We start from the raw sequence: 18683 nt of genomic DNA, 5'->3' as shown, positions 1-18683 counted from the left end.
GGGATAACTAATCCGCTAATCCTTCTGAGCCTGATGCGGTACTTCAGGTCTCGGTTTATTACCTGCTAAGGATAGGTTAAATCCAGTGCCCTTGTCGCGAAAGTTTTTCTCTTCCGACAATATAAGAAGCGCTATGCACCGGGGTTTGATGAATGCGTCGATAAAATTAACAAAAAGCCGTTTTAATAACCAATTCATCTTTCCCAAATGAGTGATGTGCATTTATTCGTAAAAAAACCTTGTTTTTTCGGCCCAAAACATTATTATACGCGCCTCGCATTTAGGGTCGTTAGCTCAGTCGGTAGAGCAGTTGGCTTTTAACCAATTGGTCGCTGGTTCGAATCCAGCACGACCCACCATTTTCTTAAATGGTGCAGAAAAAGATAGTAAATGCGAACCCTGTGGGTCGTTAGCTCAGTCGGTAGAGCAGTTGGCTTTTAACCAATTGGTCGCTGGTTCGAATCCAGCACGACCCACCATATTGAGAGTAAGTTTTAAAAAGGGCGCTTAGCAAAGCGCCCTTTTTTATTGGGTAAAAATCCTGCTGCCCGGTTATTGGTGATTTGTATTACTGCTAATCCAAATGCCGCTCTGTGATAAAATTGCGCGCAAATTTACTGCCCGTTAATGCGGGTGAGCTTGAGTGAGGCGATTATATGTCTGAGTTTTTGAATTTGGCTGTGCGCGATAGTGCCGCTGAAGATCTGGTCAAGCAGCATCTTGCACGTATCTGGAGTGCCCCCCAGTACACTCCCGAGCAAGAGGCTGACTACAAGGCCCGTATTAAAGCCCTGCTCAAGCAGCACAATGCCGTCCTGGTTGCACACTACTACACAGATCCGTTAATTCAAGCGCTCGCCGAAGAAACGGGCGGCTGCGTGTCGGACTCGCTGGAAATGGCGCGTTTTGGTAAAAATCACTCAGCTGACACCTTGATCGTTGCCGGGGTGAAGTTTATGGGTGAGACCGCCAAGATTCTCACCCCAGAAAAACGCGTGCTTATGCCCACACTTGAAGCGACCTGCTCGCTGGATTTGGGTTGCCCTATCGATGAGTTCTCCGCATTCTGCGATCAACATCCGGACCGCACCGTAGTTGTCTATGCCAATACCTCGGCGGCGGTAAAAGCGCGCGCCGATTGGGTGGTTACCTCCAGTATTGCGTTGGATGTGGTGGACTATCTGGACCGCCAGGGCAAAAAAATTCTCTGGGCGCCGGATAAACATCTCGGTGGCTATGTACAGCAAAAAACCGGTGCCGATGTATTGCTCTGGGATGGCGCTTGCATTGTGCATGAAGAATTTAAAGCCAAGGGGGTGGAGGATCTTAAAATCCTGTATCCCGATGCGGCGGTATTGGTGCACCCTGAATCACCCAAGTCGGTGGTGGATTTGGCTGATGTAGTTGGCTCCACCTCGCAGCTGATTAAAGCAGCGGGCACTTTGCCTAACAAAGAGTTTATCGTTGCGACAGATCAAGGCATCTTCTACAAGATGCAGCAGGTTAATCCCGACAAGATATTCCATATCGCTCCGACTGCCGGTAGTGGTGCGACTTGTCGTTCCTGCGCTAACTGCCCCTGGATGGCGATGAATGTGCTCGACAACCTCGCCACAGTATTTGAACGGTCAGACAATGAAATTCATGTCGATCCTGCTTTGGGTAAACAGGCAATGATTCCACTGCAGCGTATGCTGGATTTTAAAAAATAAGGTTTCACGGTCTGTTGATGGTGTTTTGCTTGTTTCGTCTGGCCCCACTCAGTACCATGGCGCCTTTCGTTGTTAATCCACTTACATTTCCCCCAACTTTTTACGCTACATTATTTTGCTAGCTAACGGAGCTCCCGATGATTCACGGCAGTATGGTTGCCCTGGTAACCCCAATGAATGCAGACAATTCCCTCGATTGGGCTGGTTTGCATAAGCTGGTGGACTGGCATCTGGAGCAGGGTACTCACGCGATTGTAGCGGTCGGCACCACTGGCGAGTCGCCAACGCTGGATATTGAAGAGCATTTGGCGGTGATCAAAAAAGTGGTCGATCAGGTCAATGGTCGCATCCCGGTGATTGCTGGAACCGGCGCTAATGCTACTGCCGAGGCAGTGGAGTGGACGCAGGCGGCAAAAGATTTGGGTGCCGATGCCTGTCTGTTGGTAACGCCTTACTACAACAAACCGACGCAGGAAGGTTTGTTTTTGCATCACGCGCATATCGCCAAGGCGGTTGCTATTCCCCAGTTTCTTTACAATGTGCCGGGGCGCACCGGTGTGGATATGAAGCCGGAAACGGTTCTGCGCTTGGCGCAAATATCCAATATTGTTGGTATCAAAGAGGCTACGGGTGATCTTGAGCGCGCCAAAGTGCTTATCGAACAAGCTCCCGCTGACTTCGCAATTATCTCGGGTGATGATGCCACGGCGGTTGAATTGATTCTTTTAGGGGGCAAAGGGGATATTTCTGTCACGGCGAATGTCGTACCTGCTGCTATTGCACGTATGTGTGAATTAGCACTGGCTGGTAATGCAGAAGAAGCGCGTGCGATTAATCAGCGGTTGCTGCCTTTGCACACGGCCATGTTTGTTGAGTCCAACCCGATCCCCGTCAAATGGGCAGTTGAACAATTGGGTCTTATCCAATCGGGTATTCGCCTGCCGCTGACACGTCTGTCAGAGCAGTATCACCAACAGCTTAAAACAGCCATGCAAGCTGCCGGGGTTTAATCCAATCCCTGCGTGCAGGTTGTCGATGAGATGATTCATGAGTCCAATTAAAGCAATGACCATAACAACAACTCCTTTGCTGTCGATCAAGCGCCCATTGTTGGCGTTTCTGGTTGCCAGTTTGACGGTTTCCCTCTCTGGCTGCGGTATGTTTTTTGGCGATGAGGGTGTGTTCCGTAATCGTGAAGGCGATTACGTTAAAGCCGACAATATTCCGCCTTTGGTTTTACCTGCGGGTAAAAAATCAGAAACCATGGGCGAGCTTTATCCCATCCCGCCGATCACTGCAACTGACTTTGGTTATGACCCTACCGCAGATGATTATGAGGTTCCGCGCCCCATGCCGTTATCGGCTAATTTGGAGCAGGAAAACGTCAAAATTCAACGTGTTGGCAGCGAGAGCTGGATTCTGCTGAACGCCGCACCCGGCGAGGTTTGGCCACGTATTCGCAACTTTCTTAATGTGAACACTTTGGCGGTGAGCAAAGCGGATATCGGCAAAGGCATTATTGAAACCAGTTGGCTGCAATTCAAAACTGATTTATCGACCTATGACCGCTATCGCCTGCAGATCGATCAGGGAGTACAGCCTGAAACTACCGAAATTCATATCACCCATATGAGTGTCCCCGTCGCCGAAAAACCTGCGCCCGATATGCCTTGGCCACGCCGCTCTGTGAATGCCGAGCGCGAAAAATGGATGTTGGATGAGCTGGCGGCGACTCTGGCCAGTGAAACCGCTGAAGGTGGTACCTCACTGCTTGCGCAAGCGATTGGCGGCTCGGTAAAGGCGAGCTTAACTGTATTGCGCACTGAGCCGGTAATGACTATTAAATTGGATCGCCAGCGCGCATTTGCGACCTTGACTTATGCGGCTAAGCGCGATGGTTTTACAACGCTTGATGTGGATACTGAAGCGGGTCTTTATTATGTTCATTACATCGATCCTGAAGATGCTAAACCGGGTTGGTTCAAACGAACTTTCCACATAGGCTTGAATCCCAAACCGCCCTCATCGCCTTATTCAGTGGCGCAGCTTAAAGCCAATATGCTGACTGGCGATGCTTTTGAAAAGGCGCCGCGTTCAGATCGCGATGAAGAGAAAGTGCTACCCGATGCACCTGGCTACCTGATTGTGGTGACTGGCGATGAAGGTGATTTTGTTGTGCGTGTGCGCGACCCTTATGGCAAGCGTTTGACGCCACATGAAGCGCGTGAACTGCTCACCGTATTGCGGAGAAACCTGATTTAGATGCTCGCTCCGCTGCGTTTTGCCTCACTGGGGAGTGGTAGCCGCGGCAACTCTACTCTAGTGGAGTGGGGCGCACGCACGCTGCTGATTGACTGTGGCTTTAGCGTCAAAGAAGCTAATCAGCGGCTTGAGCGCTTGGGTAAACGCGCGGAAGATCTACTGGCGATATTGGTTACCCATGAGCACGCCGATCATATCAAGGGTGTCGCTACTATGGCGCGGCGCTATGATCTGCCGGTTTATATGACACCGGGCACTTATCACAGTCGCAATTTAGGTGAGTTACCTGATTTGCGTTTGATAGAGGCCTACACACCATTTGTGCTCAACGATTTGCAGATTACCCCGGTTGCGGTGCCACACGATGCCCGTGAGCCCACGCAATTTGTTTTTGAATACGCAGGATTGCGGTTGGGCATACTGACCGATCTCGGCAGTATTACCGCCCATGTTGAAGCGCATTACCAGGATCTTGATGCCATGGTGCTGGAGGCCAATCACGATCCGGCAATGCTTGCCTCGGGTTCCTATCCTCCTTCACTGAAGCAGCGGGTAGGAGGGCTCTGGGGGCATTTGAGTAACCAACAGGCCGCCGGTTTTTTACAGCGGCTCAATTGTGCAAGGTTGCAGCATCTAGTGGTAGCGCATATCAGTCAGCAGAATAATTCGCTGGAGTTGGCGCAGGCCGCTTTAGCACCGGTGACAGCCGAGGTAAAACAAGTCACCTTTGCATGTCAAAATCAGGGTTTTGACTGGTTGTCTGTTTGTTAAATTTTTTATTTTGTTTTTTATCTTTTTGTTTCTTAAAACATACTTTTGAATAGCAGGTCTATCAATGGAAAAGCGCGAACAACTCTACGCTGGCAAAGCCAAATCTATCTACAAAACGGATGATCCTGATCATGTGATCATGTTATTCCGCAACGATACGTCCGCTTTTGACGGCAAGCGCATTGAGCAACTTGATCGCAAAGGTATGGTGAATAACAAGTTTAATGCGTTCATCATGACCAAGCTGCAGGAAGCAGGTGTACCTACGCATTTCGTGAAACTACTGTCGGATACCGAAGTGCTGGTGAAAACCATGCAGATGATTCCGGTTGAGTGTGTGGTACGCAATCTGGCTGCTGGCTCTTTGGTGCGCCGTTTGGGCGTGCAAGAAGGTTTGGAATTGAATCCACCAACGTTTGAGCTGTTTTTGAAGAATGATGCTTTGGGTGACCCAATGGTCAATGAATCCCACGTGCAATCATTTGGCTGGGCGACCCCAGAGCAGTTGGCGCGCATGAAAGAATTAACCTTTAAAATCAACGCTGTGCTTAAAGATTTGTTTGCCTCAGGCAATATGCTGCTGGTGGATTTCAAAGTGGAATTCGGCCTGCACAAAGGCGAAGTTATTCTTGGCGACGAGTTCTCACCCGATGGCTGTCGTTTGTGGGATAAAGACACTCGCGAGAAATTGGATAAAGACCGTTTCCGCCAGAACCTTGGCAATGTTGTCGAGTCCTACGAAATGGTTGGTCAGCGTCTTGGTTTAACGTTCTAATCAAGAGTTTCGCGCCGCTAAAAGGGGCTTAGGCCCCTTTTTTATTGCAGGTGAATTTTAACGATTAGTATCTATACTCAAACAATGTAGTAAACGGCTAATAACATCATGGAGTGCCTACAGTGAACGAACGCCGCATCTTTGAGCGCACCTCAACGTCAGTACGCGTTGAAATGTCCCACCCAAGTTTTGGCACGATTGTCGGTTTTGCCAAAGATATTTCTGATGGCGGCGCGCAAGTGCAAATTGAAAATCAAGTCTGCCCGCCAGTGGGTACAGAAGTGTCAGTTAAATTTAAAAAAGCAGTAGGTGCGATTAATGCTGAGCCAGTGCGTATGCGTGTTGTGCATCAGCTGCGCAACACCCTTGGTTTGATGTTTGTGCGGGGCGCTCTGTAATCTGCCCCCGTACACCATGCTGATTAGTTTGCGCATTGGGCTGGTAGTTTTAAATCTAATTTTTGGTGATTAAGATTTTGCTGTAACTGATGTAAATCCTTGCACGTCATTTGAGGATTGTTATCCAAATGTAATTGTGCGAGGTGCAGTAAGTTCAGCAGCGGTGCGGGGTTGTTAATCTTGTTATTGGTTAGCACCAGTTTTTCCAGCCGACCCAACTGCCCAATTTGGCTAATGTCTATTATTTGATTGTCCGCAAGATTGAGTTCCTTCATTGCAAAAAACTTATCTAAGCCCGCCAGCGAAGTAATACCTGCATTACTGCAATTCAGACGCGTTAATTCTTCTGCGCTGGTGATATGCAAATCGTAAATCGTTTGCTCTACGCAGTTGTGCAGGTGTGCATCAGCCAATTGATAATCTTTAAAGATTGATGGTGGAGTGTAGACAACATTTTCATTCACGCTGACGGAATAATTTTTACACCCGCTGGTTAACAAACTGGTGACTAGCCCACAAAAAAGTAACAAAGATTTACTATGCATATGGAGTTTTCCTGGGTTGAAGCGGAAAATTGAGCGCGAATTATTTCGCCACTGTAATCAGATCTGGAGGCGGCAGCAATCATAGAATTCAGTATTTATTCAGTTCCAGTATTCAACAATCATTACATCAGTACATATAGTTAGTTCCCCCTCGTTTTTTGTTTTATTGGAGAGTCTCGTATGAAATATATCCTCGCTATCATTTTGTCGTTCACCATTATGGGTTGTACCACAACAGATCCTTATACCGGTGAACAAAAAACCAGTAAAACAGTAAAGGGGGCAGGCATAGGCGCACTGGCTGGCGCAGTACTGGGTGCTGCAACTGGCGATGATAAAAAAGATCGCCGTGAACGTGCCTTAAAAGGTGCGGTGCTGGGTGGCGCGATTGGCGGCGGTGCCGGCAATTATATGGATCGCCAGGAGAGCAAGCTGCGCGCAGAGTTGCAGGGTACAGGTGTACAGGTGCAGCGCGATGGCAATAACTTGACCTTGATTATGCCAGGCAATATTACGTTTGCTTCAAGCAGCGCCGATATTCGCTCAGACTTTTTCCCGGTATTGAATTCAGTTGCCAAGGTTGTGGCTGAGTTTAATCAGACTTCGCTTCGCATCACCGGCCATACTGACTCAACTGGTGGCGATAAGATTAATCAACCATTGAGTGAACGCCGCGCCGATAGCGTTGCTATGTATTTGCGCAGCCAAAAAGTCAGCAGTGCTCGCATCCAGTCATACGGTTATGGTTCACGTTACCCAGTTGCTAGCAACGATACTCCCTCTGGCCGTGAGCAAAACCGCCGCGTTGAGTTGGAATTAGTACCTAACGAATAATTGTCACCCGCTCCAAAAACAGCCGCTCGGGCAACCGCAGCGGCTTTTTTTATTAAAAAATCCATATAAATCAAAACATTAAGTAATTTGTGCTATTTTTTTAGCACTTATGGCTTGACTAAAATACCATGGGTGCTAATTTATTAGCATGGTGCTATAAAAATAGCATGTTAGAATGTTAACTCTCTGGGTGTTCTTATGACTGTTGATGATCTGGATAAAACTGCCGTCGCGCAGCTGAGTCGCCGTGAGCGGCAAATTATGGACGCATTGTTTGAGGCGGGTGAGTTATCCGCTCAAGATGTGCGCGCGGCGCTGCCCGATGCGCCAGGCTATTCAGCAGTTCGGGCAATGCTTGCAAAATTAGTTGAGAAAAAAATTGTCGATTTTCGTGAAGACGGCCCGCGCTATATCTATTTTCCCGTTGTAGCTCAAGAAGAGGCGCGTGCCTCCGCATTGCAAAAATTATTAAAAACATTTTTTGCCGGATCAACTGCCGCCGCTGTTAATGCATTGTTGGGGATGAATAAAGAAAAGCTTAGCGCAGAAGAGATTGAGCAGTTGCAGCAGGCAATTGATGCTGCTTCCGATAACGATAAAACCTCATCCTAACCTGTTGGGTTGCCCACCTATCGAGTAGCGAGCATGGATACTACCCTTGCGATTAGCCTGATAGTGACCGGTTTAATCAAGCCGATTATTTTGTTGCTCGTCATTATTTTACTGTGGCTATGTGTGCGCAAACAATCAGCCGCATTGCAACATTTTGTCTTGAGTCTTGGGGTGATTGCTGTGCTTTTACTGCCGCTATTAGCGAGTATCTTGCCAGCGGTTGAGGATCGGGCTGTACCACTGCTCAGCAATATTATTCGTGTACCGCAAGACTGGTTAAGTGCGTTGCTACCGATGCTAATAAGTTCGCTGGGCAAAAATGAGTTAATGATTCTTATCGGGCTGTATTTGTTGCCCGCAACCTGGTTGTTATTTTATTTAGCGCTGGGGGTGTTTGGCTTATCTCGCATTGCAGCGCGTGCGCAATCAGTGGAGTGTGATGCAATGCGCGCGCAAGTAACTGCATTGTGTGAGTTGATTGATATTGCTCGCCCGGTAAAAGTCATGACCTCCCGTGAAGTCAGTTCACCCCAAACCTGGGGTGTGTTGCGCCCGGTGATTATGTTGCCCCGCGAAGCATTGTTGTGGGATGAAGAAAAACAGCTGAGTGTATTTATTCATGAGTTGGGCCACATCGCTCGCTGGGATTGGCTCACCACGCTTTTGGTAAAAGTCACCTGTGCATGCTTTTGGTTTTTATTGCCGATTTGGTGGCTGGCGCAAAAAATTTATCAGCAAGCTGAAATTGCTTGTGATGATTACATTTATAAATTACGCGATAAACATCGCGCATACGCACAAAATTTATTGGCTATTGCCAGCGGCGATACCCATAAAAATGTTGATAATGATGCGTTAAATATGCGCGGCCAATCACCTGTCTATCAGCGCATCATACTGGTGTTGGATAAACACCGCCCGCATCAGCCGGTGCCGGTAGAGGCTGCGCAATACTGGTTAATTGTCGGTGGTTTGTTATTGGTATTGTTTGCCAGTGTGCAAATTATTCCGCTGCAAGAACAGATGCGCGAGCGAGTTGCGCATATGCTGCGCATTGATTTTCAGCAGCAAGACGCGGCTGTTGTTGAACCAAGCGCAGTCAATACCGAGCAATTTAGTTGGGTGTTATTACAGCAGCTAAAACCGCAAGTCGATTCGCTTCCCGCGTCTATAGACAATGTTGAACAAGTGCGTGTTCATGTTGCGCGTCCAACCAAACAAGAGCTGCACGACTTGCAAGGATTGCATAGTGCAGTGGAATCCCATAAGCACGCTATTGCAGTTCCAAGTATACAGATACAAGGTTTTTTACCGATTGATATGGCGAAGCCAGAGTATCCAGCGCAAGCCTTGGCGAAAGGTATTGAGGGTTGGGTGGAAGTAATATTTTCCATTGATGCGCAGGGCAATATTGTGGATCCACAGGTCCGCGCCCATTCCCCTTCCCGTATTTTTGATCGCAGTGTTTTGGCGGCGCTGAAAAAATTCCGCTATCGCCCCTTGTTATTGGACGGTCAGCCCGTTGTGGTACAGGGTGTGACCGAACTGTTTCGTTTTAATTTAGTCGCTGATAGCGAGCAGGTTAGTCACGACCAAATCTTGCTCGATAACCGCCGACGATAATTTCCCCTCTCTCTCCGTTTTTTTGTGTTGCTAGTCACTGGCAGGGCATTGTCTTGCCTGAAATAAAACCCACGAGGAAATAACCATGAACTCATCATTGATTTTCGATCAAAAAACTATGTCGTTGCCAAGTGTTCAGTTTCATCCGTTACTTAATATCTTGGGCATTATTCCGTCAGCGTTTATTGTTACGTCGATTTTGCTCTATGCAATGTATTTGTTGGTGCATAAAGATTATCCAATAGTGGTGCCGCCCACTCATCCACCTATGCCACAGATTATTGCAGATTTTCCAAAAGTAATTCCCGTGATGCAGGAGGCATTGCCTGTTAAGCCGATTGAGCAAACGCCGCCTCCCAGTGTAAATATAGTTGAGCCGATGGAGGTCGATTCAAATCCTGGTGCTGGTTTTGGTGGCCCTGTAGTAATAACCAAACCACCTATTACTGGAGTATTTGGCATCGGAGGGCAAATGGTGCCTGTTATTAAAATTGCTCCTCAATATCCACAAGCAGCAGCGGCCAAAGGTACCGAAGGTTATGTAGATATACTGTTTGATGTGACCACATTAGGAACCACAGAAAATATTCGCATCATCGCTTATGTGCCTTCTGCCGTGTTTAATAAAAGTGTGATTAAAGCTGTACAAGGTTGGAAATATAAACCCAATGTGGTTGATGGCGCCCCGGTAAAAACTTACGACGTAAAAGATCGTGTGCGCTTTGCGATGGAAAAATAACCATGTAGAACAAAAGATTGCTCGCACTGGGTAACAAATAGATAATGTCTTCACTATTATTTTTACCCAGTGTTTTTATGTCTGATTCTCTTGCTGTTTTATGTAATTGCCCGCAGCGTTTAGCACAAGCCGAGCAGCTTTCCCAAGTGTCGCGGTTGCCTTTGCTCGTCGAGCAAATGCCGGAAGCTATTATCGATTACGCTTTTGTTGTGCTGTTTTCTTCAGTCGGAATCGCTTTGCAGCAAACCGGACGCAAAGCACCTGGGCCGATAATTGCGGAGTTTACCGAAGGAGCAGTGGATCATCGGCGTAAATTCGGTGGCGGCAAAGGGCAGATGATCGCCAAAGCGGTTGGTGTTAAAGCAGGTGTTTATCCGCAGGTGTTAGATGCAACCGCGGGTATGGGCAAGGATAGTTTTGTACTGGCCACACTCGGTTGCCAGCTCACTATGATTGAACGCTCACCCATAGTGCATGTGTTATTGCAGGATGGCCTTTTGCGCGCGCAAGCGTTTGCGCGCGAACAAGACGCAGAGTTGCTGCAGGTAATCAATCGTATGCAGTTGCTTGCGCAGGACAGTCGCACTTATCTCGAATCACTCAGCGCTGAACAGTTTCCCGATGTGATTTATCTCGATCCCATGTTTCCCGAGCGACAAAAAACGGCGGATGTCAAAAAAGAAATGGCCGCATTTCATTCCGTGGTGGGTAAAGATGAAGATGCCGATGCGCTGCTGCCCTTGGCGTTAGCGCATGTGAATTATCGTGTGGTGGTCAAGCGTCCACGCAAAGCGCCGTTTCTCAATAATCAGGCGCCTTCGTATCAATTGGAAGGAAAATCCAGTCGCTACGATATTTACACTTTAAAAAAGTTACCTGATCATCTCGGGGCATAGCTGTGATTGATGCTCGCGATTTAATCTTGCTTCGGCTGGTTTGCGTAACCAGTTGTAGCAAAGTGCGATACAGAGTAAGGCGGCAAAAGCAGTTGCCATATAAAAACCATATTTCACATGACCAAATAAGTCACCTGCCAGCCCCATCAAGAGCGGCCCCAGTGCTGCTGCAAGGGCAGTAAAAAATAAAATTATGCCTGCTACAGAACCATGTTCGTGTTTATCGAAACAACTGATTCCTTTTGAGTTGAGTGTTGGATAAATCATGGACATAAAGAGCCCGGATAGCGGGAATAGAAATACTGCAAGTGCGGGTCCACCTAAAGCGCTCCCAATAAAGCATAAAAAAATTGCTGCGCTGAATACGGCCATCACCAGCGACCACTCAAACCGCAATAAAACCCATGCACCTAAAAATCTTCCTCCCGCACGTAGCACGAAAAAAATGGTCAGTGCGTAAGTGGCAAGCCATTGCCAATTTCCGTCATAGTCTTTTAAAAAAGTGGGCATCCACACGTAAATAGCGACTTCAGTAGCGACATAGAGAGCAATCATTGCTGAAAAGCCGCCCGCATATGGGTTGCGCAACATTTTTATTGTTCTTCTCAGGTCAACTTTTTCATGATCATTGCTTTGTTGCGCGCGTGGATATTGTACGCAGCTGGCGATTAGCATCAGTAACACGCAAATACCTCCCGCAACTAAATACAAATAGATCCATGACACTTGTGTTGTCAGTAAGTAGGCAACTATTGCTGGGCCGATTATTGCTCCCACTCCGAAAAACCCCTCTACTGTATTCATGGTGCGCGTGTGTTCGCGGGTATCTGTTGATATGTCTCCAATCAGTGCCAGGGCGCCGGTTTTAAAAATGCCTATTGCACAGCCTAACAATAGTAGTAATGCAACGAAAAATTCAAAATTGTGCCCTAGTGAGAATAAAAAGCATGAGAGCGCAAAGATCCCCAAGCCTATCAAGATGGTGTATTTGCGCCCGAGCTTGTCGGCGAGAAAGCCGAAAGCAATCCCGCTAAAGGCAATAGCAATCATAGGCGCATAGTGAAATGCACTTGCTTGAGTCAGGCTTAAGCCAAAGTCTTTAATAATCTCAGGAATAATGACTCCAACGGCGTCGGTAGTCATGGCAAACATGGTGAACATCAAAAATGTTAACCAGCGGATCAGTCGTAAATTGTGAGTTTCGTACGCAGTTGACATGACGCTGCCCTCGGGGAAATTGTTGTTATGAAGCCCTTTAGTACCGGTCCTTTTGGTTTCAATTTGGCACTCAAATGATTAGGATGACAAAATTGATTGACTTATTTATTCACAGTGGTTTAATTAAGTCAACAGATTCGACCATAATTCTGAAAGGAAATACGGGTAACCCAATGGTGAGGCATTTATGAGTAAGGGTAGCAATTCCAGCGGTTTGCGTCGGTACAACGAGCGAGTGTTGATTAGTGAGCTGCGTAGGCTTGGTTTGGCATCGAAGTTTGAACTGGCCAAACTTGCAAATTTAACGCCTCAAGCGGTAACGCGCATCATTGATGATCTGGAGCAGGCGGATTTAGTCGAGCAGCGAGGCAAGGTACAGCGAGGTCTCGGGCAGCCTTCCACAATGTATGCGTTAAATCCTAAAGGCGCATTTTCGATTGGTGTGAATGCAGGGCGTAACGATATACAAATCTTGTTAATGGATTTTTGTGGCAACGTATTGAGCAAAGTTGCACACGAATTTACCTTGCCCGATCCGGATTTTTTAATCGATAAAGTCGTTCAAGGTGTCAATTACTTGCGTAGCAGTTTGTCGTTGGCGCATCAGCAGCGAATTATTGGTGTCGGTCTTGCAATCCCTTGGTTTATGGGGGCTTGGAAAAGTGAACTAAATATGAGTGATGAGCTGGCTTTACGCTGGAACCAGTTCAAGCCGCGCGAAGAGTTAATGAAAAAAATTGATCTGCCTGTATTTGTCGAAAATGATTGCTCTGCCGCTGCGGTAGCTGAGTTGAAATTGGGTTGCGGTAATAAGATCAATAATTTTCTATACATCTTTATCGGCACCTTTGTGGGCGGCGGTGTGGTCTTGCATGGCGAGCTGGAAGCTGGCGTGCACGGTAATGCTGGCGCCCTGGCCTCTATGCCGGTGACTGCCTCACAACTGGATACAGTGCCACCCGTAGCGGGTTCGTTTGAAACTCTGGCGAACCGTGTTTCTATTTATGCACTGCGTCGTCATTTAAATGCGCGCGGTTTTTCGATCGATACCATCTCGCAGCTGCCATTATTATTACCGGCGGCACAGGTGGCATTGGATGAGTGGATTGAGGATGCGATCGATGCTTTTTCGTTTGTCATTTTTTCTGCAACAGGCGTATTGGATCTAGAAGCCATTGTGTTAGATGCAAATCTGCCGCGCGATTTGGTGCATGAAATTGTGGGCAAGCTAGCAGTACGTGTGAATTTATTAACACCGACAGGAGTGCTTGCACCACAAGTATTGAGTGGCAGTGTCGGGCCGGACGCGCGCGCTATAGGCGGGGCAATTCTGCCTTTTTATGCCAATTTCTCGCCCGACAAGAATGTAATGCTAACAGGTGATTAATTTTTTACGCTAATCCACATGTGGAAATAAACAGAGGTCGTTATGTTGCAATTAACTGATAAGTGGGTGTGGGATTTTTGGTTTGCGGTAGATGGTGAGGACTATCATCTCTTTTATTTACAAGCGGATAAGTCGTTAGGTAATCCTGACTTACGCCACTGGAATGTTTCGGTTGGGCATGCACTATCGCAGGATTTAAAAAGCTGGACGATTTTGCCGGACGCCCTTGCACCCACTGTTGGTGATGAAGATGCCGCTGATTCATTTACCACCTGGACGGGCAGCGTGCTTCGCCATGAAAACGAGTGGTTAATGTTCTATACCGGTACTAAGCGTGCAGAAAAAGGGTTGGTTCAGCGTGTGTGTTTGGCTCGCTCGCCAGACTTAATTCATTGGCATAAGCACGACCAAAACCCATTGGTTGAATTAGATGAGCGTTGGTATGACGGATTAAAGTTGGAATATTGGCACGATGCCTCTTGGCGAGATCCATGGATTATTGTTGATAAAAACTCAGCAGGTGATCCGCTCTACCATATGCTGGTGACCTGTCGTGTGAATCGCGGCGCTCCCGATGGTCGCGGTGCAATTGGTTATGCAAGTTCAACAAATTTATTTGATTGGCAAGTAGGGGATGCTTTTTTGGCTCCCGGTTGGTACGGCGAAATGGAAGTGCCGCAGATTCAAAAAATAGGCGAGCGATATTATTTATTTTGCTCTGTATCTACGCGTTTCCACTCTGCGGAACATAAGGCAGACGCAAATGTTATTCCGCAAACTGGCGTTAAATATTTTTCATCGGCGCAAATGCTTGGCCCTTATGAAGTAATTGGGAATGGGTTCCTTACCCGTCCTGAGCAAGATGGCCTTTATGCTGGCCGTATTATTCAGGGGCCGGATAGTAACTGGTATTTCATGGCGTTTTTGGGCAATAACGAACAGGGGGAATTTCAGGGCGTGATTATCGATCCTATTCTGGTGCAACAAGCAGAGGATGGCAGCCTTTATCTAGCAGATTGATTTAAACCCTTTGGCTCTCAAAGCCTAATGGTGGTGAATCCCTCATTTTTTACCTGCTTTTAATCCAATAAGTTCTAAATGTAATGATTAATGTGCAAAAAGAGTGTGTGATTTTTCTTGAATATATTAAATCACAGTGATTTAATTAGTATCGAAATGCAACAAATAACAAAAACGATTGATTAATAACACAGGAGAGAGCTCATGTTACGTTCTGCATCTTTTTTACCTAATAGTTTGGCTTTGGCCATCGCCACCCTTTCTTTTGCAGTGGCTGCGCAGGATGGCGCTGTTGAAGAAATGATTGTGACTGGTGTTGTCGGCAAAGAGGTTACCAAGCTGAACGCAAGTATCTCGGTTAGTGCTTTACCGGCAACCGAGGTGGAAAAAGCTTCACCACGTTCGATTGCTGAAGCGTTCCGCAGTTTGCCGGGCATCCGCGCAGAATCTTCGGGTGGTGGCGGTAATGCAAACATCACTATTCGCGGTATTCCGCTAGCTACGGGTGGATCCAAATACATGCAAATTCATGAAGACGGCCTACCCGTACTTGAGTTTGGTGACATTAATTTTGGCAATACCGATAATTTTGTACGTTTCGATTCCAGCGTGGCGCGAATTGAATCCGTGCGCGGTGGCTCTGCTTCAACACTGGCCAGTAACTCACCTGGCGGGATCATCAATATTTTAAGTAAAACCGGTGAGGAAGAGGGGGGGCAGTTTTGGCATCACCACCGGGCTGGATTACGATGAGTTTCGCACTGATTTTGAGTATGGCGGAGAGCTAACTGACACGATTTACTTTCACGTTGGTGGTTTTTATCGCAATGGTGAAGGCGTGCGCGAAACGGGCTTTAACGGCGATAACGGTGGGCAAATTAAAGTTAATCTAACCAAAGAATTAGATAATGGATTTATCCGTGTCTATGCCAAAAGTCTCAACGATAAGGTTACAACTTACTTGCCTGCCCCAGTTATGGTAAAGGGTAGTGGTTCCTACGGCGCTGTTCCCGGCTTTGACGCCAGCACTGACGCTTTGCAAAGTTCTGCATCATCACAAATTACTACATTTGATGCTTATGGTAATGCTCATGAGCGCTCGGTACGCGATGGTATTGAATCCAAAGTTAACGCATTTGGGTTTGAATTTGACAACGAAATTGGCGATGGTTTGGTCATCAATAATAAATTTCGCCGCTCATCAATTACGGGCGGATTTATCTCCCCGTTTACCGATGGTTTTGCTGGTGGCACAGATACTGTCGCAAATAAAGGTGCTGCACTTTGTGCACAAGCATCTGTTGGTGGCGTCAGTATTGACTGCTCTGGTGGAGTCGTTGCAACTGTAAACGGTAAAACTGCTAACCCAAATGATTTGGCGTTTACTAATTTAATGTTTGATACCAAATTTGAAGATTTAGGGCTGACAGTTAACGATTTGCGCTTAACCAAAAGTTTTGATGCTGTGACGGTCACGGGTGGTTATTACTTTTCTCAGCAGAATATTGATACTGCTTGGGAAAGCTGGCATACCCGCATGCAGGTCTTGGGCACGGGTGAAAATATTCACTACGTAGCAAAAGACGCTGGTATTGATGCACAGGGTAATCCGATTGACCTGGTGCTTGCTAACCAGGGTGCACTGACCCAGAGTTTTCTGGCGTGGGATTGGGATTTGGATTACACCACCACAGCGCCTTATTTAAATGTTGCGTTTGAAGTTTCCGATGACTTCTCGTTTGATATGAGTGTGCGTCGCGATGAGGTGCAAGCTCGTGGTGTGCGGCTTGATGGCTGTTGTGGAGGCAATACCTCTGTTGATTTGAATGGTAATGGCAGCATAGGTCAATTTTCTGTTGCGAATGGTGTAATTACCCGTTTGGACTCTGATGCCTTAATGGAAAATGCGAATGCAACATCGGCTGGTTTTATTGCGGGTGGTGTGCGCGTGCTCAATGAAACTAATGCGGCGGTAACCCGCGTTAATTACGATGCAAGTAATACATCTTATTCGATCGGCGGAACCTATTTGTTGAACGATAACTCCTCCGTTTTTGCTCGTTATAGTGATGGCGGCCGTGCAGTCGCTGATCGCTTAACCCAAGTAGCTGGCTCGCTCAATGCCAACGGTAGTCTCTCTGCTACAATGGATGGTTACGATAATGTGCAGCAGTTGGAAGTGGGTTACAAATTAATAGCAGATGATTGGTCATTGTTCGCCACTGTGTTTAACACTATTACTGAAGAGACCAATGCAGAAATTACCTCGGGCGTAACATTTGTTCGCGAATACGAAGCCACTGGTTTGGAGTTGGAAGGTAAGTATCAGATTAATGATTATTTTTCGCTGCGTGGTAACACTACTTGGTCAGATGCGGAAATTACCAAAGATAAAACTAATGCCGCAGTGGTAGGTAATGCACCGCGTCGTCAGGCAGATTTTATTTGGACCGTTGCGCCAGAGTTTTCAATGGAGGACTTTACTGTAGGTCTTGCGCTGCAGGGCACCACAGACTTTTACCTGCAGGACAATAATGATTTGAAACAAAATGGTTACAACTTGGTGAACCTCTATGCGAGCTGGAATATTAGCGAGCAGTTAACTACCAGTTTGAATGTAAACAATCTCACCAATGAGTTTGCGCTTACAGAAGCTGAAGAGGGGTCAGCTGCAGTTGGGAGTATTATCCGTGGTCGTCCAGTCAGTGGTCGCTCTATGTCTCTTGGTTTGCGTTACAACTTCTAGCAAGCCTTTTTTGCCGGGGAATTCTTCCCCGGCTTTTTTTACCTTTTTATCAATCGAATTAACCTTGCTCACCACAGGTTAATGGATCGTGGATTTTCTATGGCTAGTACATCTTTACCTGGTGTAATTGCGGCGCTTGAAGCGGGCGGTACTAAATTCAATTGTGCCTTGCTCGACACAGAGCTCAATATTATTGCGCAAGCGGCATTTCCTACTACAACACCTGAGCAGACGCTGGCTCTGGTTAATCATTTTTTTCAACAGACTTTAGCTGCACAACAGCTTGAGCTGATTGCGATGGGAATTGCCAGTTTTGGGCCGGTTGATCTGATTCCCTCATCGGCTACTTATGGCTACATAACTAACACACCTAAACCGAATTGGTCCAACATCGATATCTGCGGTTATTTTTCGCGCGAGTTAAACGTTCCCATCGCATTTGAAACCGATGTAAATGGCGCGGCCTGGGGCGAAAAAATTAGCGGTGCTGCGCGTGACCTGAGTGACTATATCTATGTGACCATAGGTACGGGAATAGGAGCGGGTATAGTTGTTAACAATAAACTCCTGCGCGGCTTGGGGCATCCTGAAATAGGGCACATGTTGATGCCGCGCGATTTATCAGTAGATGCCTATTCTGGCTGCTGTCCATTTCATGGCGATTGCCTTGAGGGGTTGGCCTCGGGTAAATCAATAGAGTCACGCTGGGGTGTTTCAGGTAAACATTTGAAAAACGATCATCCTGCATGGGATATCGAAGCCCAGTATCTCGCGGTGATGTGCGCAAACCTGACTCAAATAATTGCGCCGCAAAAAATTATTCTCGGTGGTGGTGTGATGGATCAGCCACATCTGTTGCCTATGATTCATCGTTATTTTCTAGAGCGGCTTAATGGTTACGCTCCTGCTGCAGTCCTGGCCAATACGGTTGACTATATTGTGCAAACGCCTTTGCAGGGTATGGCGGGTATTGTGGGTATTGCTGCTCTCGCATTATCAAAGGTTAAGTAGCCAGTGGCATAGTGAAGGCCACAAGTTGTTGTCGAAGGGCCGCCTGTGCTCATCTGCAATCGCAACAATAAAAAGTAAATATTGATATCGCCTCCATCTCGGCTGCTATCTGCTTATAATGCGTGTTTGCACTA

General features: G+C 47.0%; 18 protein-coding genes and 2 tRNA genes. 18 read left to right on the top strand and 2 right to left on the bottom strand.

From position 1 onward, the window contains the following. The first annotated feature begins 283 nt into the window (after positions 1–283). The 8 genes from AWU77_RS17585 to AWU77_RS17550 all read left to right on the top strand — a co-directional run bounded on the left by AWU77_RS17585 (position 284) and on the right by AWU77_RS17550 (position 5918). A tRNA-Lys gene (locus AWU77_RS17585) sits at positions 284–359 on the top strand. A 44-nt stretch (positions 360–403) separates the two neighbouring features. Next, positions 404–479, top strand: a tRNA-Lys gene (locus AWU77_RS17580). A gap of 177 nt (positions 480–656) precedes the next feature. Next, positions 657–1712, top strand: coding sequence for a quinolinate synthase NadA (gene nadA / locus AWU77_RS17575; RefSeq protein ID WP_062066472.1), 1056 nt, complete (start codon positions 657–659; stop codon positions 1710–1712). 137 nt (positions 1713–1849) lie between these two features. Continuing rightward, positions 1850–2722 (top strand): 4-hydroxy-tetrahydrodipicolinate synthase, encoded by an 873-nt coding sequence (gene dapA, locus AWU77_RS17570; RefSeq protein ID WP_062066469.1) that lies wholly within the window; start codon positions 1850–1852, stop codon positions 2720–2722. 37 nt (positions 2723–2759) lie between these two features. Continuing rightward, positions 2760–3974, top strand: coding sequence for an outer membrane protein assembly factor BamC (gene bamC / locus AWU77_RS17565; RefSeq protein WP_238582513.1), 1215 nt, complete (start codon positions 2760–2762; stop codon positions 3972–3974). Further along, positions 3975–4745 carry an MBL fold metallo-hydrolase gene (locus AWU77_RS17560; protein ID WP_062066466.1) on the top strand — a complete coding sequence of 257 codons (771 nt, stop codon included), beginning with the start codon at positions 3975–3977 and terminating at the stop codon, positions 4743–4745. It begins immediately after the preceding gene. Positions 4746–4809: 64 nt separating this feature from the next. Beyond that, positions 4810–5520 carry a phosphoribosylaminoimidazolesuccinocarboxamide synthase gene (gene purC / locus AWU77_RS17555; RefSeq protein ID WP_062066463.1) on the top strand — a complete coding sequence of 237 codons (711 nt, stop codon included), beginning with the start codon at positions 4810–4812 and terminating at the stop codon, positions 5518–5520. Between the two features lie 122 nt (positions 5521–5642). Then, positions 5643–5918 carry a PilZ domain-containing protein gene (locus AWU77_RS17550; RefSeq protein WP_062066461.1) on the top strand — a complete coding sequence of 92 codons (276 nt, stop codon included), beginning with the start codon at positions 5643–5645 and terminating at the stop codon, positions 5916–5918. A 23-nt stretch (positions 5919–5941) separates the two neighbouring features. On the opposite strand, the gene AWU77_RS17545 is transcribed toward AWU77_RS17550, so the two are convergent. Next, complete coding sequence (locus AWU77_RS17545; RefSeq protein ID WP_062066458.1) at positions 5942–6463, bottom strand: internalin; 522 nt, start codon at positions 6461–6463, stop codon at positions 5942–5944. A gap of 180 nt (positions 6464–6643) precedes the next feature. Here AWU77_RS17545 and AWU77_RS17540 point away from each other — a divergent pair, with 180 nt between their 5' ends. The 5 genes from AWU77_RS17540 to AWU77_RS17520 all read left to right on the top strand — a co-directional run bounded on the left by AWU77_RS17540 (position 6644) and on the right by AWU77_RS17520 (position 11167). After that, positions 6644–7297, top strand: a complete 654-nt coding sequence (locus AWU77_RS17540; protein ID WP_062066455.1) for an OmpA family protein — start codon at positions 6644–6646, stop codon at positions 7295–7297. Positions 7298–7495: 198 nt separating this feature from the next. Beyond that, positions 7496–7909 (top strand): BlaI/MecI/CopY family transcriptional regulator, encoded by a 414-nt coding sequence (locus tag AWU77_RS17535; protein ID WP_084618532.1) that lies wholly within the window; start codon positions 7496–7498, stop codon positions 7907–7909. A 33-nt stretch (positions 7910–7942) separates the two neighbouring features. Continuing rightward, positions 7943–9532 carry a M56 family metallopeptidase gene (locus AWU77_RS17530; RefSeq protein ID WP_062066452.1) on the top strand — a complete coding sequence of 530 codons (1590 nt, stop codon included), beginning with the start codon at positions 7943–7945 and terminating at the stop codon, positions 9530–9532. 85 nt (positions 9533–9617) lie between these two features. Next, positions 9618–10271, top strand: a complete 654-nt coding sequence (locus AWU77_RS17525) for an energy transducer TonB (protein WP_062066449.1) — start codon at positions 9618–9620, stop codon at positions 10269–10271. A 77-nt stretch (positions 10272–10348) separates the two neighbouring features. Continuing rightward, positions 10349–11167: a class I SAM-dependent methyltransferase gene (locus tag AWU77_RS17520; protein ID WP_062066894.1), complete on the top strand. Its 819-nt coding sequence runs from the start codon at positions 10349–10351 to the stop codon at positions 11165–11167. Here the strand turns inward: AWU77_RS17520 and AWU77_RS17515 are convergent. After that, positions 11144–12385: a sugar MFS transporter gene (locus tag AWU77_RS17515; RefSeq protein ID WP_062066446.1), complete on the bottom strand. Its 1242-nt coding sequence runs from the start codon at positions 12383–12385 to the stop codon at positions 11144–11146. The two genes, AWU77_RS17520 and AWU77_RS17515, sit on opposite strands and share 24 nt — an antisense overlap. A 187-nt stretch (positions 12386–12572) precedes the next feature. Here AWU77_RS17515 and AWU77_RS17510 point away from each other — a divergent pair, with 187 nt between their 5' ends. From AWU77_RS17510 to AWU77_RS17495, 5 genes are all read left to right on the top strand, one after another. Then, a complete protein-coding gene (locus AWU77_RS17510) occupies positions 12573–13772 on the top strand; it encodes an ROK family transcriptional regulator (RefSeq protein ID WP_062066442.1) in 1200 nt (399 codons plus the stop codon). A gap of 42 nt (positions 13773–13814) precedes the next feature. Further along, positions 13815–14792 (top strand): family 43 glycosylhydrolase, encoded by a 978-nt coding sequence (locus AWU77_RS17505; RefSeq protein WP_062066439.1) that lies wholly within the window; start codon positions 13815–13817, stop codon positions 14790–14792. A 204-nt stretch (positions 14793–14996) separates the two neighbouring features. After that, positions 14997–15545, top strand: coding sequence for a TonB-dependent siderophore receptor (locus AWU77_RS20815; protein ID WP_238582512.1), 549 nt, complete (start codon positions 14997–14999; stop codon positions 15543–15545). Continuing rightward, positions 15493–17538 (top strand): TonB-dependent receptor domain-containing protein, encoded by a 2046-nt coding sequence (locus AWU77_RS17500; protein WP_238582511.1) that lies wholly within the window; start codon positions 15493–15495, stop codon positions 17536–17538. The genes AWU77_RS20815 and AWU77_RS17500 overlap by 53 nt, the downstream gene beginning before the upstream one ends. Before the next feature lie 99 nt (positions 17539–17637). After that, entirely contained in the window at positions 17638–18549 is a 912-nt protein-coding gene (locus AWU77_RS17495) for an ROK family protein (RefSeq protein WP_062066436.1), read from the top strand. Positions 18550–18683: the final 134 nt, after the last annotated feature.

The organism is Cellvibrio sp. OA-2007, assembly GCF_000953825.1.
Taxonomy (GTDB): Bacteria; Pseudomonadota; Gammaproteobacteria; order Pseudomonadales; family Cellvibrionaceae; genus Cellvibrio.
This window is presented reverse-complemented; position numbering and strand designations above follow the sequence as displayed.

Coding starts and splice junctions, on each gene's coding strand:
- nadA (WP_062066472.1), top strand. CDS start 657: ATGTCTGAGTTTTTGAATTTGGCTGTGCGCGATAGTGCCGCTGAAGAT.
- dapA (WP_062066469.1), top strand. CDS start 1,850: ATGATTCACGGCAGTATGGTTGCCCTGGTAACCCCAATGAATGCAGAC.
- bamC (WP_238582513.1), top strand. CDS start 2,760: ATGAGTCCAATTAAAGCAATGACCATAACAACAACTCCTTTGCTGTCG.
- AWU77_RS17560 (WP_062066466.1), top strand. CDS start 3,975: ATGCTCGCTCCGCTGCGTTTTGCCTCACTGGGGAGTGGTAGCCGCGGC.
- purC (WP_062066463.1), top strand. CDS start 4,810: ATGGAAAAGCGCGAACAACTCTACGCTGGCAAAGCCAAATCTATCTAC.
- AWU77_RS17545 (WP_062066458.1), bottom strand. CDS start 6,463: ATGCATAGTAAATCTTTGTTACTTTTTTGTGGGCTAGTCACCAGTTTG.
- AWU77_RS17540 (WP_062066455.1), top strand. CDS start 6,644: ATGAAATATATCCTCGCTATCATTTTGTCGTTCACCATTATGGGTTGT.
- AWU77_RS17535 (WP_084618532.1), top strand. CDS start 7,496: ATGACTGTTGATGATCTGGATAAAACTGCCGTCGCGCAGCTGAGTCGC.
- AWU77_RS17530 (WP_062066452.1), top strand. CDS start 7,943: ATGGATACTACCCTTGCGATTAGCCTGATAGTGACCGGTTTAATCAAG.
- AWU77_RS17525 (WP_062066449.1), top strand. CDS start 9,618: ATGAACTCATCATTGATTTTCGATCAAAAAACTATGTCGTTGCCAAGT.
- AWU77_RS17520 (WP_062066894.1), top strand. CDS start 10,349: ATGTCTGATTCTCTTGCTGTTTTATGTAATTGCCCGCAGCGTTTAGCA.
- AWU77_RS17515 (WP_062066446.1), bottom strand. CDS start 12,385: ATGTCAACTGCGTACGAAACTCACAATTTACGACTGATCCGCTGGTTA.
- AWU77_RS17510 (WP_062066442.1), top strand. CDS start 12,573: ATGAGTAAGGGTAGCAATTCCAGCGGTTTGCGTCGGTACAACGAGCGA.
- AWU77_RS17505 (WP_062066439.1), top strand. CDS start 13,815: ATGTTGCAATTAACTGATAAGTGGGTGTGGGATTTTTGGTTTGCGGTA.
- AWU77_RS20815 (WP_238582512.1), top strand. CDS start 14,997: ATGTTACGTTCTGCATCTTTTTTACCTAATAGTTTGGCTTTGGCCATC.
- AWU77_RS17495 (WP_062066436.1), top strand. CDS start 17,638: ATGGCTAGTACATCTTTACCTGGTGTAATTGCGGCGCTTGAAGCGGGC.